We start from the raw sequence: 26129 nt of genomic DNA, 5'->3' as shown, positions 1-26129 counted from the left end.
CTCTCCCTATGAAAGCGGGTAGTTTCCCCTTAAACCCTTTTTTATCCCACTTCCGGCAGCATCCCGGCTGCAATCAACATCTGCACCAGAATAATCACCACCCCACAGCCAAACACCACGCACAGCAGCGGTTTTCCTCCCGCCACGCGATACCCTTGCTGAGGATGCTGCTGGCGGCTTTTCCACGCCAGCAGGGAAGGGAGCAGCAGGGCCAGGATAGAGAGCGCTACCCCCGCATACCCCAGCGCCATCACAAACCCGCGTGGATAAAACAGCGCAAAAGCGAGCGGCGGCAGGAAGGTGATGGCCCCCGTCTGCAACCGTCCGGCCGCGGTATTGCGACGCTGGAACAGGTCGGCCAGGTAATCAAACAGGCCGAGCGCCACGCCCAGGAACGAGGTTGCCAGCGCCAGGTCGGCAAACAGGTGTACCGCCAGCTCCACGTGCGGGGAGGTGACGACTTCGCGCAGCGCCAGCAAAAAACCGTTCAGGCCAGCATGTTGCGCCATCAGCCCAATAAAGGTTGAGGAGTCAATGCTGCCCAGCGTCACCAGCTGCCAGAAAATATAGGCGATCAGCGGGATCGCGCTGCCGATAACAAAGACGCGGCGCAGCTTGCGGATATCGCCGTTCATATAGCTGACGATGCTCGGCACGCTGCCGTGGAAGCCAAACGAGGTGAAAATGACCGGGATCGCGGAAAGCGCCAGCCCTTTTTCCAGCGGCAGCGTCAGCAGGTTGACCTTATGCACGTGCGGCGCCAGCAGCACCAGCATGATAATCAGGAAGAGAATTTTGGCGCTGAACAGAAAGCGGTTAAACAGATCGACCAGCGATGTCCCCACGCAGACCACGCCGCCGCCGATGAGCGCAAAGAAGATAGCCCCCGTCGCCGGGGTAATGTCAGAGCCAAACCAGTCATTGACGCTGGAGGCGATGAGTTCCCCGGCGCCGCTGATATAGGCGGCGGTCAGGGCGTACATCAGGAACATCATGCTAAAGCCGGTTATCCACTGGCCGTAGCGTCCCAGATAGCGCGCCGCAAGCGAACCCAGACCAGTGTCAGCGGGGACGTGCTGGTAAACCTCAAGCAGCAGCAGGGCGGTGTAACACATCAGCGCCCAGAGCGTTCCCAGCAGCAGCAGGGTCATGCCAAATCCCACGCCCGCGGCCGCCAGTGGCATTGCCAGCATTCCTGCGCCAATCGTCGTTCCGGCGACGATAAAAATACTTCCCAGGGTTCTGTTTTTCACGCTTTCCTCTACAACGATGCTTAACCGCGACAAAATCTGCGGCGCAGAGTAAGGGAAAAGCCGTAGTTCGTCAAATCACCGTTACAACTAGTGTAATGAATGGTTTACGAAATGATGACCCTCTGATCCTTTATAGGCCTCTGCCTACTTCATAAGGGCAATGTTGCTGCGCGACGTTCCGGCGTAACGTAAACAATAAGTATAAATTATCAAATTAAGTGAGGGTTTTATGGCAGGTGAGAATCCTTTTACCGCGGCGTGGAGTCGGGGAGGTAACCTGTTGTGCCATGGCCACTGGATAATCAGCTGGCAGAACCAGCCCCTGAATCTTCCCGAGTCCCGTTGCGAAAAGGATATGGGCACCTGGGGGATCTATTCGGTTATCGATCCTGAAGATGAAACCTTTGCGCAAGGCTTACAGGAAGATGAGTGGATCATCGAGAATGTCGACTGGTTAACGGATCTGTTCTTCGAGGTGGGTATTCCGCTGGAGACGGCCAGTTACCGCTATTTCTACCAGGCCGTGAATCCCCACGACTGGCGCTGTACCAGCTGTGCGGGGTGTATGTAAATTAACGCGGTGCAGGGAACCGACACCGCGCTGATATTAATTCTGCGTATCAAGCGTGGAAAGTTCTTTATCAATAAAGTAAAGACCTTCACCGGATTTCCCCACCAGCGATAATTTATCCAGCACGGATTTAAACAGCTTCTCTTCTTCGTGTTGTTCAGCGACGTACCACTGCAGGAAATTAAATGTTGGATAATCCTGGCTGGTCATCGCGGCGTGGACCAGTTCGTTAATTTTCTGGGTGATCAGCTGCTCGTGCTCGTAGGTGGCGCGGAAGAGTTCATCGAGAGAATTATACTCAGCAAAAGGTGAAGCCACGGTTTCAATGCGCGGCAGGCTGCCCGTATCCGTAAGATAATCAAACAGACGCTGCATGTGGGTCATCTCTTCCTGAGCGTGACGACGCAAAAACGCGGCCGCACCTTCGAAGCTGTGATAGCTGCACCAGGCGCTCATCTGCTGGTAGAGCAGGGATGAAAAAAGCTCAAGGTTCATTTGTGCGTTGAGCTTGTCGATCATTTCAGTTTTCAGCATGGTGACGCTCCGGATTATTATTTCTGGTTCACAATGAGCGACACTATAATTTGTTATTTAATTATTTGCAAAACGTAAATTTTTTATTTTATTTATTCAAAATACGAATGGGAATAAAACGCATTGGCGATTTTTATAATGTATTAATGAGAATTATTTTTGTTCGTAATGAAATAAACTGCCAGCACACGCTGGCAGCTTCGATTAATACCACGGATTATTTGACTTAGGATTAACGGCGTAACCCATACATTTGTACTGGATAGTCACGCTCTCGTTCAGGCACAGAGAACCGCTTGTCAGGGTACAGGTTTTAATGGGCTGACCATAGGCTGAGGCGGTGGCATACCCCATGCTCTGACACGCTTTTGCCGCCGTGCCGTTATTCACATACTCATCGGAATATGCATTTTGCAGCGCTGCCTGGCCGTAGTCGAGGCGGACGATGCCGTTTGGGGCATCGAGACTACTGACTTCAGCCTGGCGGTTAATACTACACCCCGCGAGCAGCAGGATTGTGCCGGCTACAATGACTCTTTTCATGGTTCGCTCTGAGTGGATGGAAATACGTTATCGTACCCGCAGATGCCCGCTGCAATGCCTGGAATAGCCGGACAATCTGCCCTCACTCTTTGCAACGGGTCCGGGATGAACGCTGTCAGGCCACATGCGGATAAAATTGTGATGCATGTCACAAAAATATTGATTTTTGTGACAATGGTCATATTATAGGCACGTTGACAATAAAGTTGTATAACAAGTTAATGGAGCCTCATCGTGAAACTGCGCAAAATCCTCAAAAGCATGTGGGCCAATTACTGCCGCACGTTCAAAGACGTGCCGCCGGGCGCCATGTTCTGATAAAAAACCTGCTTCGGCAGGTTTTTTTATACCTGCAGGCGTTGAAGGGGAGATGTCAGGGGGCGTGTTTTGCTAATATGGCGGCCTTTAAATAAGGAGAAAGCCCCATGTCACAAAACCTGAGCGCCGATCAGGAACTGGTCTCTGACGTTGTTGCCTGTCAGCTGGTTATCAAACAAATCCTTGATGTTCTGGACGTGATTGCGCCGGTTGAAGTGCGCGAGAAGATGTCTACCCAGCTCAAAAACATCGATTTCGCCAGCCATCCTGCTGCCGCTGATCCGGTAACGCTTCGTGCGATCCAGAAAGCCATCGCGCTGATCGAGCTGCGATTCACGCCGCAGGGTGAATCCCACTAAGCAGGGAAATGGGCGACGGTACGTGTCGCCCTTTGATGCTGTCAGAAGAACGTCTGGACCAGCAGGTAGCTCGCCGCGCACGCGCAGCTCACCCCAATCAGCCCTGGCAAAATGAAGCTGTGGTTGATTATGAATTTCCCGATGCGGGTCGTGCCTGACCGGTCAAAGCCGATGCAGGCCAAATCACTTGGATAGGTTGGCAGCACAAAATAGCCGTATGATGCCGGGAAAAAGGCGATCAGCATTTTCGGGTCGATGCCCAGCATGAGGCCCATAGGCGCAACGGCCGTCAGCGCCGCCGCCTGGCTGTTCACCAGTTTTGACACCAGAAACAGTACAATGGCATACGTCCACGGGTGGCTTTTCACCACGCCTTCCAGCGCCAGCTTTAACTCCTCGAGATGTGCCTGAAAAAAGGTATCGCTCATCCACGCCACGCCGAACACCGAGAAGATCGCGACCATACCGGCTTTGAACACCGCGCCGTTGGAAATGGCCGACGCATTGACCTTGCAGGCCATCAGCATCACCGCGCCCGCAATTAACATCATCATCTGAATGACAAGGTTCATCGACAGCGCCGTCATTTTACCTTTCACTTCAAAGGCAGGGCGCAGTTCAGGGAATGCCCCCAGCAAAACGACCACGGCAATACCGGCAAAGAAAATCCACGTGGACCAGTAGGCCTGTTTAGGAAAACGTTGATTCATTAACGTCTCCGTACCGCCGTAGATAAATTCTCGCTGCTTAGGATCTTTCAGCTTTTCCTGAAACTCTATGTCGTCAGCCAGATCTTTCCCACGGCGTAAGCTCCACAGGGCCGCAATGGCTACGCCGAAAAGCGAAGCGGGAACAGACACGGCGAGAATTTCCAGGATCCCCCACGCGTGGCCGATCCCATGCTGGGCCGCCAGGATGGACACCAGCGACACGACGGCAACGGAAACGGGGGAGGCCGTGATCGCCATCTGCGACGCGACCGATGCCACGGCCATAGGGCGCTCCGGGCGGATCCCTTTCTTCAGGGCGATATCCGCAATGATGGGGAACATGGTGTAGACCACATGCCCGGTGCCGCACAGAAAGGTCAGCATCCAGGTGGTGAAAGGGGCGAGCAGGGTGATGTGCTGCGGGTGTTTGCGCAGCAGACGTTCAGCAAACTGCATCATGACGTTGAGGCCGCCCGCAGTCTGCAGCGTAGCCGCACAGCCAATTACCGCAAGAATGGTCAGCATAACGTCAACCGGCGGTTTACCCGGTTGCAGACCAAAGACAAAACATAAAATAAAAAGACCAATACCGCTGATTAACCCAAGCCCCATTCCGCCGAAACGCGTACCCGTTAGCAGGCAGAGGAGAATGACAACAAACTCAATGGTGACCATGATGCTCCCTCGTCAATGATTATGTAACTAAATAAATCATCACACGTTGTGTGGTTAATCATTGGGAGCCAGATCTGATTTGTTAAATTTCAGCAAAAGCAGAAGGTTGGAGACGTGAAGGGAGCCTGCTCCTCCGGATGGGAGCAGGCCAAAAACTCAGTGGTGCTGCACCGCCACGATGTCGAGCAGATGACGGTCGGTTTGCTCAGGACATAAACCCGCCTGCTGGGCATTATGGATCTCATCCGCCAGCGTCTTCAGCAGAAGGCCATCCTGCTGCTGCTCTTTATCCATATCGCGTAAGAATCTGAGCGTCGTAATGTCCTGCTGCGCTTTGGCTTCATCGGCCAGTTTGCTGAGGGTGCTGCAGCGTTGTTCATACTCTTCAAGCGTTTTCTGAAACAGTTCTTCCAGGCAAGAGTAGTTCTCGTTGATCCCATCAAGAGCTTTAACGACAGGATTTGCCCCTGCGGCTTTCAGGAAGTTAAAGACACGCATCATATGAGTGACGTTACTTTGCGCCTGAGAGCGAAAGAATGTGGCAGATCCCGTGAGGCTATTCTCGGCACACCATGCACTTAAGTGTAGGTGCAGATTCGAGGCGTAGAACTCAAGGTTCATCTGCGCGTTAAGTTTTTGCATCATCGTTTGGGTAGCCATACTCATATCCTTATTGACTGTGGGACGTGATGTCCGTTGCTTAACCTGAGCGCCAGGCAAATACGAAGAAAAAAGCAGAAATACACATTCTGCCGTGACCGAAGTCGACCGAAATACACTTCCTGTGTTCGATATAAATAAGCATACCCTTGTCTTGAGTCTAAGAAAACTCTTAATCAGACTGTATTTACCATACATTACAAAGTTTAATATAGTACATAAATACAATTAGCTCGCCATGAATTGAATGTGACTTAATAAGCTAATAATCAAGGGTTTTTACCGTTAAGGCACACTGTTACTCTTTCGGGGATGTTAAGTTGGAATATTACTCCGAGAAAAAGAGAAATACGGTTTAATCGTTTCGAATATATGATGTGCCAATAAAACTGCGCTAAATCAATTTCTGCGAAATAACGTTTTTACAGGTGCGTTGTACATTCTTGATGAAAAACATGTTGAACCCCTTTAACGCCAGCTGCGTTTTGCCCGCTGAGGGGCATCAGGGATATCTTAGCTAATCTTATGGATAATTCTGCTTAACCCCCTTCCATTTGTCTGACAAATCCTGCCTTTTTTATGTCATTTTTCGCTGAATTTATGTACGCAATTACTGTAATTCTGCGGTGTGATGGGGCTCTCTTATGGATGATTAATTTCCCGCTAAAACTATCACCAGCAATAACGCTTATGACGAGGTAAGCGCTAATGCCTTGTTTTAAGTCCGATTAAATTAGAAGCACGCACATATTCCCTACAGAAAAGAATGCTAAAGCTGGAGTTTACCATGCACAAATTTACTAAAGCGCTGGCGGCCATCGGTCTGGCTGCCGTTATGTCACAATCCGCTATCGCTGAGAATTTAAAACTCGGTTTTTTGGTAAAACAGCCCGAAGAGCCCTGGTTCCAGACTGAGTGGAAATTCGCAGATAAAGCCGGGAAAGATTTAGGTTTTGAAGTCATTAAAATCGCCGTGCCTGACGGCGAAAAAACCCTGAACGCCATCGACAGCCTTGCGGCCAGCGGTGCAAAAGGTTTCGTTATCTGTACCCCTGATCCAAAGCTGGGATCGGCGATTGCGGCGAAGGCGCGCGGTTATGACATGAAGGTCATCGCGGTTGACGATCAGTTCGTCAACGCTAAAGGCAAGCCGATGGATACCGTCCCGCTGGTCATGATGGCGGCGACAAAAATTGGCGAACGCCAGGGCCAGGAGCTCTATAAAGAGATGCAAAAGCGCGGCTGGGATGTCAAAGAGACCGCGGTGATGGCTATCACGGCTGACGAGCTGGACACCGCACGTCGTCGTACTACCGGTTCAATGGATGCGCTAAAAGCAGCCGGCTTCCCGGAAAAACAGATCTATAAGGTCCCAACCAAATCCAACGATATCCCAGGCGCTTTCGACGCCGCGAACTCTATGCTCGTCCAGCATCCGGAGGTCAAACACTGGCTGGTGGTCGGTATGAACGACAACACCGTGCTGGGCGGGGTACGCGCGACGGAAGGCCAGGGCTTCAAAGCGCCTGACGTGATCGGGATTGGCATCAACGGCGTTGACGCCGTCAGCGAGCTGTCCAAAGCGCAGGCTACCGGTTTCTACGGTTCTCTGCTGCCAAGCCCGGACGTTCACGGCTACAAATCCAGTGAGATGCTCTACAACTGGGTCACCAAAGGGGCCGAACCGCCGAAATTTACCGAAGTGACCGACGTGGTGCTGATCACCCGCGACAACTTCAAAGAGGAGCTGGCGAAAAAAGGACTGGGCGGTAAGTAATACGCTGTGATTGTGCCCCTCACGCATCGCGAGGGGCCAGACGTACACACTACAGGAATCACGGAGACGTTATGCGACAGTCTGATCCGTATCTCTCTTTTCGCGGCATCGGGAAAACCTTCCCCGGTGTTAACGCGCTGACCGATATCAGCTTCGACTGCTATGCCGGCCAGGTTCACGCCCTGATGGGGGAAAACGGCGCGGGTAAATCCACGCTGTTGAAGATCCTCAGCGGCAACTACGCGCCCACGACCGGCACGCTGGCCATTCGCGGCGAAGAGATGGCGTTTGCCGATACCACGGCGGCGCTCAATGCCGGGGTGGCGATCATCTACCAGGAGCTGCACCTCATTCCCGAGATGACCGTGGCGGAAAATATCTATCTAGGACAGCTCCCGCATAAAGGCGGCGTGGTGAATCGTTCGCTACTTAATTATGAAGCGGGGCTGCAGCTTAAACACCTGGGTCTGGACGTCGATCCCCAGACGCCGCTGAAATATCTCTCCATCGGCCAGTGGCAGATGGTTGAAATTGCCAAGGCGCTGGCGCGTAACGCCAGAATTATTGCCTTTGATGAACCCACCAGTTCGCTCTCTAAGCGTGAAATCGAAAATCTGTTCCGCGTGATCCGCGAATTGCGTCAGGAAGGCCGTACGATCCTGTACGTTTCGCACCGAATGGAAGAGATTTTTGCCCTGAGCGATGCCATCACCGTGTTTAAAGATGGACGCTATGTGCGCACCTTTACCGACATGGCGCAGGTGAACCATGACCAGCTGGTTCAGGCAATGGTCGGACGCGATCTGGGCGATATTTATCACTGGCAGCCGCGCCCGTACGGCCCGGAACGCCTGCGCCTGGATAACGTCAAAGCGCCGGGCGTCAGAACACCGATTTCGTTATCCGTTCGCAGCGGTGAAATCGTCGGCCTGTTTGGTCTGGTGGGGGCGGGGCGCAGCGAATTGATGAAAGGTCTGTTCGGCGGTACCCGTATTACCGATGGCCAGGTCTCCATTGACGGCGAACGGGTAGATATTCAGAAACCGGCCCACGCGATCGGGGCGGGCATGATGCTCTGCCCGGAAGACCGTAAAGCAGAGGGGATCATTCCGGTGCATTCGGTACGCGACAACATCAATATTTCCGCTCGCCGCAAGTTTATTCGCGCTGGCTGCCTGATAAACGATAGCTGGGAGTCGAGCAACGCCGACCACCATATTCGCTCGCTGAATATAAAAACGCCGGGTCCGGAACAGCTGATCATGAATCTTTCCGGCGGAAATCAGCAGAAAGCCATTTTAGGCCGCTGGCTGTCAGAGGATATGAAGGTGATTTTGCTGGACGAGCCGACGCGCGGTATCGATGTGGGGGCGAAACACGAGATCTATAACGTGATCTATGAACTGGCAAAGCGCGGCGTGGCGGTGCTCTTCGCCTCCAGCGATCTGCCGGAGGTGCTTGGCGTGGCCGACCGCATTGTGGTGATGCGTGAAGGCGAAATTGCCGGTGAATTACTTCATGAACAGGCGAATGAACAACAGGCGTTGAACCTCGCCATGCCTAAAGTCAGCCAGGCTGTCGCCTGAGTAAGGAGTTAATGATGTCCTCTGTTACTACATCCGGGGCGCCGAAATCGAAATCGGCGCTGAGTTTTGGGCGTATCTGGGATCAGTACGGCATGCTGGTCGTCTTTGCCGCGCTGTTCCTCGCCTGTGCTATTTTCGTCCCTAATTTTGCCACCTTCATTAATATGAAGGGGCTGGGGCTGGCTATTTCCATGTCCGGGATGGTGGCCTGCGGTATGCTGTTCTGTCTGGCCTCCGGCGATTTTGACCTGTCGGTGGCGTCGGTGATTGCCTGTGCGGGCGTCACGACGGCCGTGGTAATCAACATGACGGAGAGCCTGTGGATTGGCGTCCTGGCCGGACTGCTGCTCGGCGTCATCAGCGGTCTGGTGAACGGTTTTGTTATCGCTCGCCTGAAGATTAACGCCCTGATAACCACGCTTGCGACAATGCAAATTGTCCGCGGGCTGGCCTACATCATCTCCGACGGTAAAGCCGTGGGGATTGAAGACGAGCGCTTCTTTACCCTGGGTTACGCCAACTGGCTGGGTCTGCCCGCGCCTATCTGGCTGACCGTGGCCTGCCTGATCCTGTTCGGCTTCCTGCTTAACCGAACCACCTTTGGCCGTAACACGCTGGCGATCGGCGGTAATGAAGAGGCGGCACGCCTGGCAGGGGTACCGGTGGTGCGAACCAAGATTATTATCTTTGTGCTCTCAGGGCTGGTTTCTGCCGCCGCGGGGATTATTCTTGCTTCGCGTATGACCAGCGGCCAGCCGATGACCTCTATCGGTTATGAGCTGATCGTCATTTCGGCCTGCGTTTTAGGGGGCGTTTCCCTCAAGGGAGGCATCGGAAAAATCTCATATGTTGTGGCCGGTATCCTGATTTTAGGCACGGTGGAGAACGCCATGAACCTGCTGAATATTTCGCCGTTCTCTCAGTACGTGGTACGTGGCCTGATCCTGCTGGCAGCGGTGATTTTCGACCGTTACAAGCAAAAAGCGAAGCGTACCGTGTAACCCTTTTTTCCGTCTTTTATTGCTCAACTTATAACCATAGTTGACCCCTGAACCGCCCCGCCAGTAAAACTGGCGGGGCGGTTGTCAAATGGCGAGCCACGTCACACTGTCTATACTTACATGGCTATGACAGAGGTAAAGGCGTTTACCTCTCGTAAACCGTAAGGAGGAAAAGGGTGGCTGACATGTTAACCGCACCGCCTGTACTGCCCGGACATTATGCTTTCTTTTTTGATCTCGACGGCACGCTCGCCGGGATAAAACCGCACCCCGATCAGGTGTCTATTCCGGAGGCGGTGTTACAGGATTTGCATCAGCTCTCGCTCATGAACGAGGGAGCACTGGCATTGATATCAGGGCGCTCAATGGCCGAGCTGGATATGCTCGCCAGTCCTTACCACTTTCCGCTGGCCGGTGTACACGGAGCGGAGCGCCGCGACATCCATGATCACACGCATATTGTTTCACTCCCCGACGCACTCACGCAAACGCTGCATAAGCAGCTCTCTGCAGCGCTGGCCGTACTGCCCGGCACCGAGCTGGAAGCCAAAGGCATGGCCTTTGCCCTGCATTATCGTCAGGCGCCGCAGCACGAAGATGCCGTGCTCGCGCTTGCTCATACGGTTGCGGATGCGCATCCACAGCTGGCGCTGCAGCCGGGCAAATGCGTAGTCGAGTTAAAACCGAAGGGGATTAATAAAGGTGCAGCCATCGCCGCATTTATGGCGGAGGCACCATTTAAGGGCCGGACGCCTGTTTTCTTAGGGGATGACCTGACCGATGAGGCCGGGTTTCGCGTGGTGAATCAGGCCGGAGGTATCGCCGTCAAGGTGGGGCCTGGTGACACCGTTGCCGAATGGCGACTGGCGGATGTCGCCAGCGTCTGGCAGTGGATATCTGACATCGCTAACCAGCAACAACAACAAATAGCGCAAAGCAAAGGGGGAAACCATTATGGGTCGCTTAGTCGTCGTCTCTAACCGAATCGCACCGCCTGATGACAAAAAAGCCAGTGCAGGTGGCCTGGCGGTAGGGGTGTTAGGTGCCTTGAAAGCCGCTGGCGGGCTGTGGTTTGGCTGGAGTGGGGAAATCAGTGAAGAAGAGAAGCCGCTTAAAAAGGTGACGCGCGGAAACATTACGTGGGCTTCATTTGCATTAAAAGAGAAAGACTATGACGAGTATTACTCGCAGTTCTCGAATGCCGTCCTGTGGCCTGCGTTTCACTATCGTCTTGACCTGGTCAAATTCCAGCGTGAATCCTTCGAAGGCTACTCGCGCGTGAATGCGCTGCTGGCGGATAAACTGCTGCCATTAATAGAAGAAGACGATATTTTATGGATCCACGATTATCACCTGCTACCCTTCGCGAGAGAGCTGCGAAAGAGGGGGGTGAATAACCGGATTGGCTTCTTCCTGCACATTCCTTTTCCGACGCCGGAAATTTTTACCGCGCTGCCGCCGCATGAAGAGCTGCTGGAGGCGCTGTGTGACTACGATTTGCTTGGCTTCCAGACGGAAAATGACCGCCTGGCATTCCTTGACTCCGTCTCAGGGAAAGCCCGTCTGGTGACAAAAGGCGGAAAAACTCACACGGCCTGGGGCAAAACCTTCCACACTGAGGTGTATCCAATAGGAATTGAACCAGACGAGATCGCGGAGCAGGCCTCAGGTCCGCTGCCGCCGAAGCTTGCGCAGCTTAAGAATGAACTTAAGCACGTGAAAAATATCTTCTCGGTTGAGCGCCTTGATTATTCCAAAGGGCTGCCGGAACGCTTCCTGGCGTATGAAACGCTGCTGGATAAATATCCGCAGCACCACGGTAAAATCCGCTATACCCAGATCGCGCCGACGTCGCGCGGTGAGGTTCAGGCCTATCAGGATATTCGCCACCAGCTGGAAACAGAGGCAGGGCGCATAAATGGCCGCTACGGCCAGCTGGGCTGGACGCCGCTCTTTTACCTGAATCAGCACTTTGACCGTAAGATCCTGATGAAGGTTTTCCGCTATGCGGACGTTGGGCTGGTCACGCCGCTGCGCGACGGGATGAACCTGGTGGCGAAAGAGTATGTGGCGGCCCAGGATCCTGCCGACCCGGGGGTTCTGGTGCTTTCCCAGTTTGCCGGGGCTGCAAATGAGCTCACGTCTGCGCTTATTGTTAACCCTTACGACAGGGATGACGTGGCTAACGCGCTGAATCGTGCCCTGACAATGCCGCTCACGGAACGTATTTCCCGCCATGCCGACATGATGGAGACGATCCGGAAGAACGACATTAACCACTGGCAGGCGCGTTTTATTCAGGATCTCCGGGACATCGCTCCGCAAAGCCATGAAGGCGATCTGCAAAAAAAGATCGCGACCTTCCCTAAACTTGCCTGATTTTCCGCTGGGGGGTTAATTCCCCCCAAGCGGCACTAACAGAACATCGACCTGGCTTGATGCGACAATAGATTTCGCCGCGCAGGCTGCGCGCGAAAAAAAGCTGTGGTTATGATTCCCGCAAATCACTAAATCAATATTTTGTTTGTGACACATGTCGAGAATATGGGCGTTAAGCTCCCCGGTCGCAATAATTGTCTCATAAACCGGATATTGTGCCTTTTCCACTAATTCACGCAGAAATTGCTGCGTTTCTTCCTGCAGAACCTCACGAATATCCTCCAGCATGGGGGCAGCCAGCTGATTATACATCTCAGGCTCTGCGGCCAGTGTAATAAGGCTGATGCGGGCATTGTGGGGCCTGGCAATGGAAACGGCTCTGGCGACGAGCTGATGGCTTTCGGGAGAAACTGCTACGGAAACAAGAAGATGGGAGTAACTCATGGCGCACTCCTTAGATGTCTGAAAGACAGCGTTTAACCACCTTTACCGCGAAATCTCCACTTCTGCAAGAGCTGAATGCGACATTAGTGTGAAGCTTATCATAATTATTCATTAATTATTCTTATAAGAAGAATAACTGAAAAATGCGCCTAAATGAAAAAAATTAACAACTTAACGAACATCACACAAATGCATGTTTTCAATGTTTAATCCTTCTTAAGCGTTACAAAGTCATTTCTAATAATTTCAGTGTGAAACAGTGTTTTGAGACTGCCCTCATAACTCTCTGTTTTTTCACGGTAAGAAAAATGTTTTACGCAGAGTCAACTGGCGTGAATGTTTCAGACAGAGGTTCATGACAGAGCAAGCATGTAACGTGCCAGTTCTTTTAAGCCATCTGCATGAGTATTCGTCATTTAAGAATACAAAACAGTTCCAATTGGCTAATAAGTGAGCAAATTACAAGTCATACTGATGGATTTATGGGTCATATTCACTTAAATTGTGTGACGCAGATCACATTTTTTTTAAATTTGAGGGTAGCTGGATTGTATGTGGCAAAACTGACGAGTAGAGTTTGCGTCGAATTAGGAAAAATCTTAGTTATTTGTAAGAAATGATAAATCATGTAAGAGACGCATTCGCGGTTTCTCTCTTACGGTTTCAGTGAATACAAACCTAAATTCAACTATGCATTTAGCCTTTTCTTTTTTATACCGGGTGATTTCCCGGCGACATCACGGGGTGCGGTCTTTCCGCATAAAAATAATAGTTGGTTATTCGGGATGGGAACAATGCATACATCCGAGTTGCTAAAACATATCTATGACATCAATTTGTCGTATTTACTGCTCGCGCAGCGTTTGATTAGTCAGGACAAGGCGTCCGCGATGTTTCGTCTGGGTATTAACGAAGAAATGGCAACCATGCTGGGCGGCTTAACCCTCCCGCAGATGGTTAAACTGGCTGAAACGAATCAACTGGTTTGCCAGTTCCGTTTCAATGATTCACAGACAATAACGCGTCTGACGCAGGAGTCCCGTGTGGACGATCTTCAACAGATCCATACCGGTATTCTTCTTTCCACTCGCTTGCTTAACGAAATCAGCCAGCCTGATGACGTAGCCCGTAAGAAAAGGGCCTAGCAATGAGCGAGAAAAGCATTGTTCAGGAAGCGCGTGACATACAGTTGGCCATGGAGCTGATTACACTGGGTGCTCGTTTACAAATGCTGGAAAGCGAGACTCAGCTGAGCCGTGGTCGTCTCATCAAACTGTACAAAGAGTTACGTGGTAGTCCCCCGCCGAAAGGCATGCTGCCGTTTTCTACCGACTGGTTTATGACGTGGGAGCAGAATATTCACGCTTCCATGTTCTGTAATGCCTGGCAGTATCTTCTCAAAACCGGTTTGTGTAGCGGCGTTGACGCCGTGATCAAAGCATACAAACTTTACCTTGAACAATGCCCACAGCAGGAAGAAGGCCCTCTGCTGGCGCTGACCCGCGCATGGACGCTGGTGCGTTTTGTTGAGAGCGGAATGCTTGAACTGTCGCGCTGCAACTGCTGCGATGGCAATTTTATTACCCATGCTCATCAACCTGCAGGCAGCTTCGCCTGTAGTTTATGTCAGCCTCCATCCCGCGCAGTAAAAAGACGTAAACTTTCCCGGGATGCTGCCGATATTATTCCACAACTGCTGGATGAACAGATCGAACAGGCTGTTTAACCCGAACGTGTGGGAAAGATTCCAGCAGCGGTAAGCAATTACCGCTGCTTTTTTTTACCCCGCAATCGGTCAACGCTGCGAGCTGGACATCCTTGCCATAGTCACTAGCGGAAGGATGATGTCGTGCTTATCTTATTAGGTTACCTGGTAGTTCTCGGTACAGTTTTCGGCGGTTACATGATGACCGGCGGGCACCTTGGAGCACTCTATCAACCGGCTGAACTTATTATCATCGGCGGCGCAGGGGTAGGGGCTTTTATCGTTGGTAACAACGGTAAATCGATCAAGGGCACGCTGAAAGCAATTCCGTTGCTGTTCCGTCGCTCGAAATACACGAAAAGCATGTATATGGATCTGCTGGCACTGCTCTATCGCCTGATGGCGAAGTCGCGTCAGCAGGGCATGTTCTCGCTTGAACGGGATATCGAAAACCCGAAAGAGAGCGAAATTTTTGCCAGCTATCCGCGCATTCTTGCTGACGCCATGATGCTGGATTTTATCGTCGACTATCTGCGACTGATCATCAGCGGCAACATGAATACCTTCGAAATCGAAGCGCTGATGGACGAAGAGATCGAAACCCACGAAAGCGAATCAGAAGTGCCGGCCAATAGCCTGGCGCTGGTCGGCGACTCGCTTCCGGCATTCGGTATCGTTGCAGCGGTGATGGGGGTGGTTCACGCCCTGGCCTCGGCAGACCGTCCGGCAGCCGAGCTCGGTGCGCTGATTGCCCACGCGATGGTGGGAACCTTCCTCGGTATTTTGCTGGCGTACGGCTTCATCTCTCCGCTGGCAAGCGTTCTGCGCCAGAAGAGCGCCGAAACCACCAAAATGATGCAGTGCGTGAAGATTACGCTGCTCTCTAACCTCAACGGTTACGCGCCACCGATCGCGGTTGAGTTTGGCCGTAAAACGCTTTACTCCAGCGAGCGTCCGTCGTTTATCGAGCTTGAAGAACACGTGCGTGCGGTGAAAAACCCAAACCAACAGACGACAACTGAGGACGCATGAAAAACCAGTCCCATCCGATCGTCATCGTAAAAAAACGTAAGCACAAGGGCGGCGGGCATGGCGCACACGGCTCGTGGAAAATTGCGTACGCCGACTTTATGACGGCAATGATGGCGTTCTTTCTGGTGATGTGGCTGATCTCCATCTCCAGCCCAAAAGAACTGATCCAGATTGCCGAATATTTCCGCACGCCGCTGGCAACGGCGGTAGCCGGCGGGCCGCGTATCTCTAACAGCGATAGCCCGATCCCGGGCGGCGGCGATGATTACACCCAGCAGAAGGGTGAGGTGAAAAAAGAGCCGAACATCGACGAGCTGAAAAGAAAGATGGAGCAGGCGCGCCTGAAGAAACTGCGTGGCGATCTCGATCAGCTGATTGAAGCAGATCCGAAACTGCGCGCGCTGCGCCCGCATCTGAAGATCGACCTGGTGCAGGAAGGGCTGCGTATTCAGATTATCGACAGCCAGAACCGCCCCATGTTTAAAACCGGGAGTGCGGAAGTCGAACCGTATATGCGCGACATTCTGCGTGCCATTGCACCGGTGCTGAACGGCATTCCTAACCGAATCAGCCTGTCAGGACACACGGATGATTTCCCGTACGCCAGTGGGGAGAAGGGATACAGCAACTGGGAGCTTTCTGCCGATCGTGCCAACGCCTCGCGTCGCGAGCTGGTGGTAGGTGGGCTTGATGATGGCAAGGTACTGCGCGTAGTCGGCATGGCCGCAACCATGCGCGTTTCCGACCGCGGGCCGGATGATGCCATCAACCGTCGTATCAGTCTTTTAGTGCTGAACCAGCAGGCGGAGCAGGCCATCCTGCATGAAAACGCCGAAAGTCAGAATGAGTCACTGGACGATTTAAAACAGCCTGGGGCCGTTCCTTCGGCTGCCGTTCCAACATCGCCACCAGCCAATCCGAGGTGATAGCGTGAGCATGGATATTAGCGATTTTTACCAGACATTCTTTGATGAAGCCGACGAATTGTTGGCCGATATGGAGCAACACTTGCTCGATTTGGTGCCTGAAGCACCGGACTCCGAGCAGCTCAATGCCATCTTCCGTGCGGCGCACTCTATTAAAGGCGGAGCCGGAACGTTTGGATTTACCATCCTGCAGGAAACGACCCATTTAATGGAAAACCTGCTTGATGAAGCACGACGCGGTGAGATGCAGCTCAATACCGACATTATCAACCTGTTTTTGGAAACCAAAGATATTATGCAGGAACAGCTCGACGCCTATAAAAGTTCGGCAGAGCCTGATGCCGCCAGCTTTGAATACATCTGCAATGCGCTGCGCCAGCTCGCCCTGGAAGCAAAAGGTGAGGTCGCTGCAGCCGTTGTCCCTGCGGCGAAACTGAGCGTTGTCGATGCGGTTGCTGTCGATGAGGCCGCGCCAGCCGCTGCACAGGCGGGAAAACTGCGCGTTGTGCTGTCACGCCTCAAAGAGAATGAAGTTAACCTGCTGGAAGAAGAGCTGGGCAACCTGGCGAAGTTAAGCAACGTGGTAAAAGGCAAAGACAGCCTGGCCGCGACGCTTGATGACGGTATTGGCCAGGACGATATCGTAGCGGTGTTGTGCTTTGTGATTGAAGCTGACCAGATTGCCTTCGAAACCGAAACTGCTGCGGTTGACGCCCCTGCCGCTGCGGAAGAGGTGGCTGTTCTGGCTCAGGCCGCCGTACCGGCTGTGGCACCTGCGGCCCCGGCGCTGAAGGCCGTGCCAAAAGAGGCTGCGGCACCCGGTGGACGTGGTGAGAAACCTGCCGCTCGCTCCAGCGAGTCAACCAGTATCCGCGTTGCCGTTGAGAAGGTTGACCAGCTGATTAACCTGGTTGGCGAACTGGTGATCACCCAGTCGATGCTGGCACAGCGTTCTAACGAACTGGATCCGGTCACGCACGGCGACCTGATTACCAGCATGGGTCAGCTGCAGCGTAACGCCCGCGACCTGCAGGAATCGGTCATGTCCATCCGTATGATGCCGATGGAATATGTCTTCAGCCGCTTCCCGCGTCTGGTCCGCGACCTTGCCAGCAAGCTGAATAAACAGATTGAACTGACCCTGATGGGCAGCTCAACCGAACTGGATAAGAGCCTGATCGAGCGCATTATTGACCCGTTAACGCACCTGGTGCGTAACAGCCTCGACCACGGGATCGAGCTGCCGGAAAACCGCATTGCCGCCGGTAAATCCCCGGTCGGCAACCTGATCCTCTCTGCGGAACACCAGGGCGGAAACATCTGCATCGAAGTGACCGACGACGGCGCGGGTCTTAACCGCGAGCGCATCCTGGCAAAAGCGATTTCGCAGGGGATGGCGGTCAATGAAAACATGACCGACGAAGAAGTGGGCATGCTGATCTTCGCGCCGGGCTTCTCTACCGCGGAGCAGGTGACCGACGTCTCCGGACGCGGCGTTGGCATGGACGTGGTGAAACGTAACATCCAGGAGATGGGCGGCCACGTTGAGATCCAGTCTAAACAGGGTTCCGGCACCACCATTCGCATCCTGCTGCCGCTGACGCTGGCGATCCTCGACGGGATGTCGGTCAAAGTGGCGGACGAAGTCTTTATCCTGCCGCTGAACGCCGTGATGGAATCCCTGCAGCCGCGTGAAGAAGATCTGCATCCGCTGGCGGGCGGCGAGCGCGTCCTCGAAGTGCGCGGTGAGTACCTGCCGCTGGTGGAACTGTGGAAAGTGTTCGAAGTGGACGGGGCGAAGACCGAGGCCACGCAGGGCATCGTTGTGATCCTGCAAAGCGCGGGCCGCCGCTACGCGCTGCTGGTCGATCAGCTGATTGGTCAGCACCAGGTGGTGGTGAAGAACCTCGAAAGCAACTACCGCAAAGTGCCGGGTATTTCTGCCGCCACCATTCTGGGTGATGGTAGCGTGGCGCTGATCGTCGACGTGTCGGCGCTTCAGGGATTAAATCGTGAACAACGTGTGGCGTACACAGCCGCCTGATTAAGTAGAAGGTAATAACATGACCGGTATGAGTAATGTAACGAAACTGGCGGGCGAGCCATCAGGGCAGGAATTCCTGGTATTCACTTTAGGCGATGAGGAGTACGGCATCGATATCCTGAAAGTGCAGGAAATCCGTGGTTACGACCAGGTTACCCGCATCGCTAACACGCCTGCGTTTATTAAAGGTGTCACTAACCTGCGTGGCGTCATTGTGCCAATCGTGGACCTGCGCGTGAAGTTCAGCCAGGGCGACGTTGACTACGACGACAACACCGTGGTGATCGTTCTGAATCTGGGGCAGCGCGTGGTAGGTATCGTGGTGGATGGCGTATCTGATGTGCTTTCCCTGACCTCTGACCAAATTCGTCCTGCACCGGAGTTTGCGGTCACGCTGTCGACCGAATATCTGACCGGACTGGGCGCGCTCGGCGAGCGTATGCTGATTCTGGTGAATATTGAGAAGCTGCTGAACAGCGATGAGATGGCGCTGCTGGACATCGCCGCGAATCACGTCGCGTAAGTAAATGCAAAACGGCAACCGAGGTTGCCGTTTTTTGTATTTGCTCCCTCACCCACAGGGTGAGGGCTGGGGTGAGGGCATCAGGCCTCACCCTTTTTTTCACCTTACGCTTCCTGCTTTACCAGTTCAGCTTCAGCGTCCGCTTCCCGCGCACCTTCATTCTGCGACAGCATCGCGGTCGCAATACCATTCCCCAGAACGTTAATTGCGGAACGGCCCATATCCAGGAAGTGGTCGATCCCCATGAGGAGCAGAATACCCGCCACCGGAATATTAAAGCTCGGAATGGTTGCTGCCAGCACCACCAGGGAAGAACGCGGTACGCCTGCAATCCCTTTCGACGCCAGCATCAGAGTCAGCATCAGCACCGTCACTTCAGAGAAGCTCAGGTGAATGTTGTATGCCTGCGCGATAAACATCGAGGCGAATGAGCAGTACACCATCGAACCTACCAGGTTGAAGGAGTAGCCAATCGGCAGAACGAAAGAGGCGATGTTGCGCGAGCAGCCAAAGCGCTCCAGCTGTTCCAGCGTTTTAGGGTAGGCGGCTTCAGAGCTGCTGGTGGTAAACGCCACCAGAACAGGGTCTTTCAGCATGCTGACCAGGCGAAACACCTCTTTTTTCAGCACCATGTAACCCACGGCCAGCAGCACCATGCAGGTAAGAAGAATGGCAACATAGTAGCCACCAATAAACGAGGCGTAGTTCAGCAGAATGCCCAGACCCTGCGTGGCAATGACGGAGGAAATCGCCGCGAAAATGGCCAGCGGCGCAACGTACATCACATAACCCGTGACCTTCAGCATGATATGGGAAACCACATCCAGCGCGGCTACCAGCGGGGCGTTGAATTTCTGTCCCAGCGACGCGCCGCCAATGCCGAAGAACATCGAGAACACCACAATCTGCAGGATCTCATTGTTTGACATCGCCCCTGCGATACTGGTTGGAATGGTGTGAGACAGGAACGCTTTCAGCGTCATGCCTCCAACGGCCAGACCGGTATCTACCGCCTCGGTTGGGATCGTCAGGTTCAGACCGCTCCCCGGATGCTCCAGCGTGACGATAAACAGTCCGACCAGAATAGAGAGCACGGATGAACTGATAAACCACACCATCGCTTTACCGCCGACGCGGCCAATGGTGGAAGTTTCGCCCAGCTTCATAATGCCAACGGTGAGCGTACTAAAGACCAACGGTGCAATGACCATTTTAATCAGACGGAGGAAAATATCGGTCAGAAGGGTAATATTATCCGACCAGGCTTTGATGGCATCCGCAGATGCATACTCATGAATTGCTGCCCCTGAAAGAATACCCGCCAGCATGAATATCACGATGAAGAGTGTGAGTTTGTTTGCACTTGCCACGAAAAAAGACCCTCTATGCGCTTCAGATGTAGCCCGCGTCGATACATATAAATTTTTTATTACGGCGCAGGAAATTATTCGGCACATAAATTGACGCAAAGTGTAGGGGGATACAACTCCTTTTTAAGTTTTATTAATTTTGTTGTTAATGTGCAGACGATATATTGTGATCGCCGTCACACTTTAATGGATATATTCTCTTCAGATATAATAAAATTGCTGCTTACTTTAATTTAACTCTCTGTTATTTATAGGGAAAATTAGTCAATAAGACATATGGCTTATGCGTTGTATGGCAGGTGGTCGAAGCGATATCCGTAAACTAAATTCTCAATAACCCCCCTCAGAGGAACATTAAGCGGGGCTAACATCTTGAACGACAAAAATAAAACGTGGCAAGGGAACGGAGACGTCTTCTGGAGGGTGGTAAATGAAAAGAAAACTCCTTTTGATCTGCGCAGGCACTTTACTGACTGCGGCAACGGTCCATCAGGCGCTGGCCGTTACCAGCAGCGGCACCATCGGGGCGACGCTGACGCTCACGAATGGTTGTCTGATAAACGGATCGCCCACGCAAAACGGCATTAACTTCGGGACACTGGATTTCGGTACCCATCCCGCAACGTTTTCCACTCTGACCACGCAGCTAACCGGCGCCAGCGGCGGAAACACCTTCACCATTCAATGTACAACCGCCAGCTATACGGTGGCGATCACCGGCAACACCAACTCTACCGCCCCCGGCACCGTTGTCGGCACCCCGGGAACACCTGCGCGCTATCTGGTTAACACCGCCAACGCGGCTCAGGGTGTGGCATACAGCCTGTACAGCGACAGCGGGTTTAACAGCGTGATTGCCAATAATGCCGCGCTGCCGATCGCCTCAACGGCCGGAGGGGTGGACAGTTACACCCTCTACGGACGGATTACCGGCGGCGGTAACAGCGTGACGGTCGTCCCGGGCACCTACACCGACACGATAAACGTCAGCGTCACCTATTAGTCCTGCACCGCCATGAAGGCAACTCTTACTGGTCTGCGCAATCGCGCAGAGGGAATCGTGCAGCCTTTTTTCGCGCTGATCGCTGGATTGCTCATGATGCCCGCAGCGGATGCTGTGACATCCCAGTCCTTTAAGGTCAGCGCGACGATTGTTCCAGGGTGCGCGGTGGCCACCGGTAGCGGAGGGCTTCTCGGTACGCTGGATTTTGGCAGCCATAACGGCGTCGAGAGCGCGCCGGTCAGCACCAGCTTTGTGCCAAACGGGGCGTTGTCTATCGCCTGTACGCCGGGCGTGTCGCTGAGCATGAGCATTAATGGCGGCCAGAATTATTCATCCGTTCGCCGCATGAAGCGGTCCGGTGGAACAGAGCTGGTGCCATACCGGCTCTACAGCAGCAGCTCGCTGGCCGCAAACAGTGAAATTGGCGTCAACCAGGCGATACCGGTGACCTATACCAACAGCAATAACATCGCGCTACCGCTTTTTGGCGTGGCGCTACTGACCGGGTTTAGCCCGGCGGGAACCTATTCCGATCAGCTCACCGTGACCTTGTCATGGTAATAAAGGGAGAGTGTTGATGAAGCCATTTTTCAGACCCGTTTGTCTGGCGGGCGCGTTGGGAATGGCGGTTGCCGGCCAGGCGCAGGCGGCAGCCACCATTCTGCTCTGGCCTATCGACCCGTGGCTTGCAGCGGACGCCAACGCCACTGAACTGTGGATCCAGAACCAGGGGAACAGCGCCACGACGATGCAGGTCCGCATCGTGCGCTGGAAGCAGGAGGACGGACACGAGCGATATACCTCGCAGCAGGACGTGGTCGCCAGCCCGCCCATCGTCACGATTGGCACAGGCAGCAAGCAGCTTATTCGCCTTATCAAACAGGCTGCGGTTCCCGCGGGCGTCGAACAGGCTTACCGCATTATCGTAGATGAAATCCCCCAGCCTGATGCAAAAGCCGAACCCACCATCGGCCTCAAATTGCAGATGCGTTACTCCATCCCTCTGTTCGTGTATGGACAGGGGGTCCGAACCATCAAAGAGGGCGCGCATCACGCGCTGGCGGAAACCCAAAACCTGAGCTGGCGTGTGACGCGCGCGGAGGGGCAGCCTGTGCTGGAGGTCAGAAATCGGGGGGATGTCCATGTCAGGCTGAGCCAGGTGACGCTGGAGCAGGGAGGGCAGAAACGCACGGTAGCGGAAGGACTACTGGGTTACGTCCTCCCGGGCAGCACCCGCAGCTGGCCCATACCCGCTGGCGTTCGTCAGCCAGAGCGGATGAGCGCACAGATTAATGCCAGGGACGCACAATGGCAGTCGACGCCCGTCAACTGAAGCCGGCGATGATAATACTGCTTTGCGTCAGTTCCGCGACCCTGGCCGAGCCCGGCGACGACAGTTTGCCGCCACCTCCCCAGGCGCAGACGATAAATGATGAAGCGGTTTTCCAGCTTGCCCTCGTGCTGAACCACTACGATACCGGTCTGGTCGTGCCCGTGACGCAGCGTAAAGGCGCTTTCTTTATCTCAAGCGCCGATTTGCTGCGCGCGGGGCTGCCCCCGGCGCATGTTCCCACCGGAGAGGTGAATCTCTCCTCGCTTGCTCAGGTTCGGGTCGAGTATGACAGCGCCGCGCAGCGCCTGCTGCTGACCGTGCCCCGTGACTGGGTGACGGCCCGCGTGACGTCTTTTAGTGGGCAAACGGCGCAGGCCAAACCGCACTTTGGCCGCGGGGCGCTGCTGAATTACGATCTCTACACTAACCACACGGAACATATCGGCGGTCAGGCGTCGCTCTGGCATGAGTTCCGCTACTTCAACGAGAACGGCTCGTTTTCCTCCACCGGTTACGCGCGGGAAAATTTCACCGGTAATGACGGCCAGCAGGAAGGGTATGTCCGCTATGATACGACCCTGCTGTTCACTCACGAAGATGACGCGATGAGCTGGAGCGTCGGGGACGTGATCAGCGATGCCCTGAGCTGGAGCTCCAGCGTGCGGATGGGGGGCGTAAGCGTAGGGCGGGATTTCTCCCTGCGACCTGACCTGGTGACATGGCCGCTGCCCGAGTTCGCAGGGGAAGCCGCGGTACCCACCTCGGTCGATCTTTTTATCAACGGCTATCGCTCCGGTTCGACCCAGCTTCAGCCCGGCCCCTTCACCCTGACTAATTTACCCTATATCAACGGCGCCGGGGATGCGGTTCTGGTCACAACGGATGCGCTGGGACGCCAGGTAAGCACCACGCTCCCGTTTTACGTCACCAGTGACTTACTTAAACAAGGGCTGAGCGACGGCGCCGTGACGCTCGGCAGCCTGCGGCGTAATTACGGTATCAAGAATTTTGACTACGGCTCGGCGGCAGGCAGCGGCTCGTATCGCTACGGGGTGACGGACTGGCTAACGCTGGAAGGGCATGCAGAAGGGGCGCAGGAGCTGGCGCTGGGTGGTGCGGGAACGGTAATAAAACTCGGCCAGTTTGGCGTGGTAAATACCTCTTACTCGCAGAGCCGCATGCGCGGGGATGCGGGCGGGCAAATCAACTGGGGTTACCAGTACAGTACCAGCGAATTTAGCGTCGCCACTCAACACACGCGTCGCGACCGCGGCTTTGGCAATCTGGCCCTCTACGACCAGCCGACGGTGTATGACGAAAACGATAAGCCCATCGCCAGCTTTAGCCGTAATACGGATCAGTATTCTCTGACCTTCAATCTGGGACGGTATGGAAATATCGGCGCGGCCTGGATTGGGGTGGAGAGTTTTGACAGTCAAAAAACCGAACTGCTCAATCTCTCCTGGAGCCGCAACCTGTGGGGGGCGAGCAGCATTTACCTGGCCGGCAGCCGGGACCAGCAGCGGGGAGACTGGACGGTCGCGCTGTCGCTGCAGGTGCCGCTGGGGGCACGCGACAGCGCTGCCGTCACCGTTGAAAATACCCCGGATGCCGGCAGTACCCAGCGCATTAACTACAACCACTCTATGCCTTCTGACGGCGGTTTCAGCTGGAACATGGCCTGGGCCAACCAGTCAAGATCCAGCGATTATCAACAGGCTACGCTGGGCTGGCGCAATAACAACATAGAGCTGCAGGGCGGCGGCTATGGCGAAAGGGACACCATGACCTGGTGGGGCGAGGCGATGGGCGCAATTGTGCTGATGGACGGCGAGCTGTTTGCAGCGAATAAGATCAACGATGCATTTGTGGTTATCAGTACCGACGGCCACCCGGATGTGCCCGTCAGCTATGAGAACCAGCCCGTCGGTAAAACCAATAATAACGGCTACCTGCTGATCAGCGGGGTGTCGGCGTATTATCCGGCAAGCTACCGGATTGATACCCTGAATCTGCCGGCGGATACCCGTCTGAAAGAGACCGAACGGCGGATAGCGATCCGCCGCCACAGCGGCTATCTGGTCGATTTCCCGATGGAGCAGGAGCGGGTGGCAAGCGTCATTTTGCATGATGCGCGCGGCCAGGCGCTGCCGGTGGGAAGCCAGGTCCGACGGGTCTCGCGCAGCAATGCGGTGGTGGGGTATGACGGCATCGCATGGCTGGAAAATCTCAGCGATGTGAACCCGCTCGAGGTGACTGCGCCTGACGGTAAACGCTGCAAGGCCACCCTAACCGTGGGGGCCAATCCGGAGCACAAGCTAAAAACCTACGGGCCGCTGATTTGTCGGGAGGAGCCATGACGCGCCTGCTGCTGTTGATCCTGCTGCTTTTCTCCGGCGGCGGCTGGGCGGCGTGTACCGTCAGTACGGTTAATGCGTCGTTTGGCAGCGTCACTTCGTTCGCGCTCAGCGGAACCGGGGAAGTTCAAACCACCGGCACGCTGGTGGTGGCCTGCGATGCCGTGTTGAATCTGCTGACCAGCGACTCGGTAACGCTGACCTACACCGCGGCATCGGTTTCGGGCAGCAGCCGGGCCACGATGAAACGCACGGATAATGCGGCCATCACCGACGTGATCCCCACCCGGCTGTGCGGGCTATCGGGGTGCGCGAGCAGCAGCGAGGTACAGATAAGTAAATCGTATACCTGGAGCGGGAATACCCTGCTGGGGTTACTGGGATCAAAGCAGTACAACATTCCGCTTTATTTCCGCACCGTCGCCGGGCAAAACGTGACTGCCGGGCCATATCAGGTGCAGTTAACCTTCAGCGTTAACTACAGCGTCTGCTCCGTGGGCGCGCTCGGCGCTTGCACAATCAATCAGACGGGAACCGCGACAACCACCATCCTGTTAGATATGACCGTCACCAACGACTGCAGCGCCATGACCACGCCGGACGTCAACTTCAACAGCGCGCCGCTGGTGCAAAGTTTCCCTACCGTCTCGCAGGCGATTGCCGTCACCTGTACCAAAGGCAGTACGTATACCATCGGCATTAATAACGGTGCCAACGCGCTGAACAACGTGCGGCGCATGGTGAGCGGCAGTAACGCCATGAGCTACGACATCTATAAGGAAGCCACCGGTAACCGCTGGGGCGGCAGCGGCAGCGAGCGCTGGTCCAGCGCGACGTCATCGCAGGTAAGTGCCGACGGTTTACTGCGCACCTACAACTACACCGCGAAAGTCCTGACCAGTCAGGCCACGCCTCCTGCCGGAACCTACACCGACACGCTTATTGTCGACGTGGCGTTTTAACCCCGCGCTTTTCCCTTTCGCAAATGTAAAGTTCCTGTGGGCTGTGCCGATAACACCGTTAATA

At 54.3% G+C, this 26129-nt stretch carries 26 protein-coding genes; 19 read left to right on the top strand and 7 right to left on the bottom strand.

Features of this window, described 5'->3' with window-relative positions:
* Nucleotides 1–41: 41 nt before the first annotated feature.
* Nucleotides 42–1253, bottom strand: a complete 1212-nt coding sequence (gene tyrP, locus ACW9E7_RS12065) for a tyrosine transporter TyrP (protein ID WP_458727820.1) — start codon at nucleotides 1251–1253, stop codon at nucleotides 42–44.
* A 229-nt stretch (nucleotides 1254–1482) separates the two neighbouring features.
* Here tyrP and ACW9E7_RS12060 point away from each other — a divergent pair, with 229 nt between their 5' ends.
* Nucleotides 1483–1824 (top strand): hypothetical protein, encoded by a 342-nt coding sequence (locus ACW9E7_RS12060; RefSeq protein ID WP_325813622.1) that lies wholly within the window; start codon nucleotides 1483–1485, stop codon nucleotides 1822–1824.
* 36 nt (nucleotides 1825–1860) lie between these two features.
* Here ACW9E7_RS12060 and ftnA read toward each other — a convergent pair whose 3' ends face one another.
* Together ftnA and yecR are read right to left on the bottom strand one after the other, a co-directional pair.
* On the bottom strand, nucleotides 1861–2358 hold the full coding sequence (gene ftnA / locus ACW9E7_RS12055; protein ID WP_014884366.1) for a non-heme ferritin: 498 nt from the start codon (nucleotides 2356–2358) through the stop codon (nucleotides 1861–1863).
* 204 nt (nucleotides 2359–2562) lie between these two features.
* The gene (gene yecR, locus ACW9E7_RS12050) at nucleotides 2563–2901 is read right to left on the bottom strand and encodes a YecR family lipoprotein (protein ID WP_023336145.1); all 339 of its coding nucleotides are present in this window, start codon (nucleotides 2899–2901) and stop codon (nucleotides 2563–2565) included.
* A gap of 234 nt (nucleotides 2902–3135) precedes the next feature.
* Here yecR and azuC point away from each other — a divergent pair, with 234 nt between their 5' ends.
* Nucleotides 3136–3219: a stress response protein AzuC gene (gene azuC / locus ACW9E7_RS12045; RefSeq protein ID WP_014884364.1), complete on the top strand. Its 84-nt coding sequence runs from the start codon at nucleotides 3136–3138 to the stop codon at nucleotides 3217–3219.
* 107 nt (nucleotides 3220–3326) lie between these two features.
* Nucleotides 3327–3578: a DUF2766 family protein gene (locus ACW9E7_RS12040; RefSeq protein ID WP_008500405.1), complete on the top strand. Its 252-nt coding sequence runs from the start codon at nucleotides 3327–3329 to the stop codon at nucleotides 3576–3578.
* Between the two features lie 41 nt (nucleotides 3579–3619).
* On the opposite strand, the gene ACW9E7_RS12035 is transcribed toward ACW9E7_RS12040, so the two are convergent.
* Both ACW9E7_RS12035 and ACW9E7_RS12030 read right to left on the bottom strand, forming a co-directional pair.
* On the bottom strand, nucleotides 3620–4963 hold the full coding sequence (locus ACW9E7_RS12035) for an anaerobic C4-dicarboxylate transporter (RefSeq protein ID WP_458727819.1): 1344 nt from the start codon (nucleotides 4961–4963) through the stop codon (nucleotides 3620–3622).
* Nucleotides 4964–5119: 156 nt separating this feature from the next.
* Nucleotides 5120–5623 (bottom strand): non-heme ferritin-like protein, encoded by a 504-nt coding sequence (locus tag ACW9E7_RS12030; protein ID WP_111964842.1) that lies wholly within the window; start codon nucleotides 5621–5623, stop codon nucleotides 5120–5122.
* Between the two features lie 787 nt (nucleotides 5624–6410).
* Here ACW9E7_RS12030 and araF point away from each other — a divergent pair.
* The 5 genes from araF (at nucleotide 6411) to otsA (ending at nucleotide 12366) form a co-directional block, all read left to right on the top strand.
* Nucleotides 6411–7400 (top strand): arabinose ABC transporter substrate-binding protein AraF, encoded by a 990-nt coding sequence (gene araF / locus ACW9E7_RS12025; protein WP_003859687.1) that lies wholly within the window; start codon nucleotides 6411–6413, stop codon nucleotides 7398–7400.
* Nucleotides 7401–7471: 71 nt separating this feature from the next.
* The gene (gene araG / locus ACW9E7_RS12020; protein WP_252093196.1) at nucleotides 7472–8986 is read left to right on the top strand and encodes an L-arabinose ABC transporter ATP-binding protein AraG; all 1515 of its coding nucleotides are present in this window, start codon (nucleotides 7472–7474) and stop codon (nucleotides 8984–8986) included.
* Nucleotides 8987–9000: 14 nt separating this feature from the next.
* Nucleotides 9001–9987: an L-arabinose ABC transporter permease AraH gene (gene araH, locus ACW9E7_RS12015; protein WP_023312268.1), complete on the top strand. Its 987-nt coding sequence runs from the start codon at nucleotides 9001–9003 to the stop codon at nucleotides 9985–9987.
* A 176-nt stretch (nucleotides 9988–10163) separates the two neighbouring features.
* Nucleotides 10164–10967 (top strand): trehalose-phosphatase, encoded by an 804-nt coding sequence (gene otsB / locus ACW9E7_RS12010; RefSeq protein WP_115875709.1) that lies wholly within the window; start codon nucleotides 10164–10166, stop codon nucleotides 10965–10967.
* Nucleotides 10942–12366, top strand: coding sequence for an alpha,alpha-trehalose-phosphate synthase (gene otsA / locus ACW9E7_RS12005; RefSeq protein WP_029741334.1), 1425 nt, complete (start codon nucleotides 10942–10944; stop codon nucleotides 12364–12366). The genes otsB and otsA overlap by 26 nt, the downstream gene beginning before the upstream one ends.
* 15 nt (nucleotides 12367–12381) lie before the next feature.
* Here the strand turns inward: otsA and uspC are convergent, their stop codons facing one another.
* Nucleotides 12382–12810, bottom strand: coding sequence for a universal stress protein UspC (gene uspC / locus ACW9E7_RS12000; protein ID WP_133294702.1), 429 nt, complete (start codon nucleotides 12808–12810; stop codon nucleotides 12382–12384).
* Between the two features lie 794 nt (nucleotides 12811–13604).
* Here uspC and flhD point away from each other — a divergent pair.
* The 6 genes from flhD (at nucleotide 13605) to cheW (ending at nucleotide 19040) form a co-directional block, all read left to right on the top strand.
* Nucleotides 13605–13955 (top strand): flagellar transcriptional regulator FlhD, encoded by a 351-nt coding sequence (gene flhD, locus ACW9E7_RS11995; protein WP_458727818.1) that lies wholly within the window; start codon nucleotides 13605–13607, stop codon nucleotides 13953–13955.
* 2 nt (nucleotides 13956–13957) lie between these two features.
* A complete protein-coding gene (gene flhC, locus ACW9E7_RS11990) occupies nucleotides 13958–14536 on the top strand; it encodes a flagellar transcriptional regulator FlhC (RefSeq protein ID WP_013096051.1) in 579 nt (192 codons plus the stop codon).
* 123 nt (nucleotides 14537–14659) lie between these two features.
* Complete coding sequence (motA, locus tag ACW9E7_RS11985) at nucleotides 14660–15547, top strand: flagellar motor stator protein MotA (protein WP_008500417.1); 888 nt, start codon at nucleotides 14660–14662, stop codon at nucleotides 15545–15547.
* Nucleotides 15544–16473, top strand: coding sequence for a flagellar motor protein MotB (gene motB / locus ACW9E7_RS11980; protein ID WP_109845187.1), 930 nt, complete (start codon nucleotides 15544–15546; stop codon nucleotides 16471–16473). Before motA ends, motB begins: the two co-directional genes overlap by 4 nt.
* Before the next feature lie 4 nt (nucleotides 16474–16477).
* The gene (cheA, locus tag ACW9E7_RS11975) at nucleotides 16478–18517 is read left to right on the top strand and encodes a chemotaxis protein CheA (RefSeq protein WP_458727817.1); all 2040 of its coding nucleotides are present in this window, start codon (nucleotides 16478–16480) and stop codon (nucleotides 18515–18517) included.
* A 19-nt stretch (nucleotides 18518–18536) separates the two neighbouring features.
* Entirely contained in the window at nucleotides 18537–19040 is a 504-nt protein-coding gene (cheW, locus tag ACW9E7_RS11970; protein WP_458727816.1) for a chemotaxis protein CheW, read from the top strand.
* Nucleotides 19041–19144: 104 nt separating this feature from the next.
* Here cheW and ACW9E7_RS11965 read toward each other — a convergent pair whose 3' ends face one another.
* The gene (locus ACW9E7_RS11965) at nucleotides 19145–20410 is read right to left on the bottom strand and encodes a dicarboxylate/amino acid:cation symporter (protein ID WP_111964836.1); all 1266 of its coding nucleotides are present in this window, start codon (nucleotides 20408–20410) and stop codon (nucleotides 19145–19147) included.
* Between the two features lie 430 nt (nucleotides 20411–20840).
* Here ACW9E7_RS11965 and ACW9E7_RS11960 point away from each other — a divergent pair, with 430 nt between their 5' ends.
* The 5 genes from ACW9E7_RS11960 to ACW9E7_RS11940 are packed head-to-tail and all read left to right on the top strand — an operon-like array spanning nucleotide 20841 to nucleotide 26065.
* Nucleotides 20841–21413, top strand: coding sequence for a Csu type fimbrial protein (locus ACW9E7_RS11960; RefSeq protein ID WP_115875706.1), 573 nt, complete (start codon nucleotides 20841–20843; stop codon nucleotides 21411–21413).
* Between the two features lie 12 nt (nucleotides 21414–21425).
* Nucleotides 21426–21974 (top strand): Csu type fimbrial protein, encoded by a 549-nt coding sequence (locus ACW9E7_RS11955; protein ID WP_111964834.1) that lies wholly within the window; start codon nucleotides 21426–21428, stop codon nucleotides 21972–21974.
* Between the two features lie 16 nt (nucleotides 21975–21990).
* On the top strand, nucleotides 21991–22746 hold the full coding sequence (locus ACW9E7_RS11950; RefSeq protein WP_136195787.1) for a fimbrial biogenesis chaperone: 756 nt from the start codon (nucleotides 21991–21993) through the stop codon (nucleotides 22744–22746).
* Nucleotides 22722–25106: a fimbria/pilus outer membrane usher protein gene (locus ACW9E7_RS11945; protein ID WP_248174533.1), complete on the top strand. Its 2385-nt coding sequence runs from the start codon at nucleotides 22722–22724 to the stop codon at nucleotides 25104–25106. Before ACW9E7_RS11950 ends, ACW9E7_RS11945 begins: the two co-directional genes overlap by 25 nt.
* Entirely contained in the window at nucleotides 25103–26065 is a 963-nt protein-coding gene (locus tag ACW9E7_RS11940; RefSeq protein WP_133294697.1) for a Csu type fimbrial protein, read from the top strand. The genes ACW9E7_RS11945 and ACW9E7_RS11940 overlap by 4 nt, the downstream gene beginning before the upstream one ends.
* Nucleotides 26066–26129: the final 64 nt, after the last annotated feature.

This window comes from Enterobacter sp. H2G27 (genome assembly GCF_054403075.1).
The sequence above is the reverse complement of the archived record's forward strand: the minus strand, read 5'-3'. Positions and strand labels throughout refer to the sequence as shown.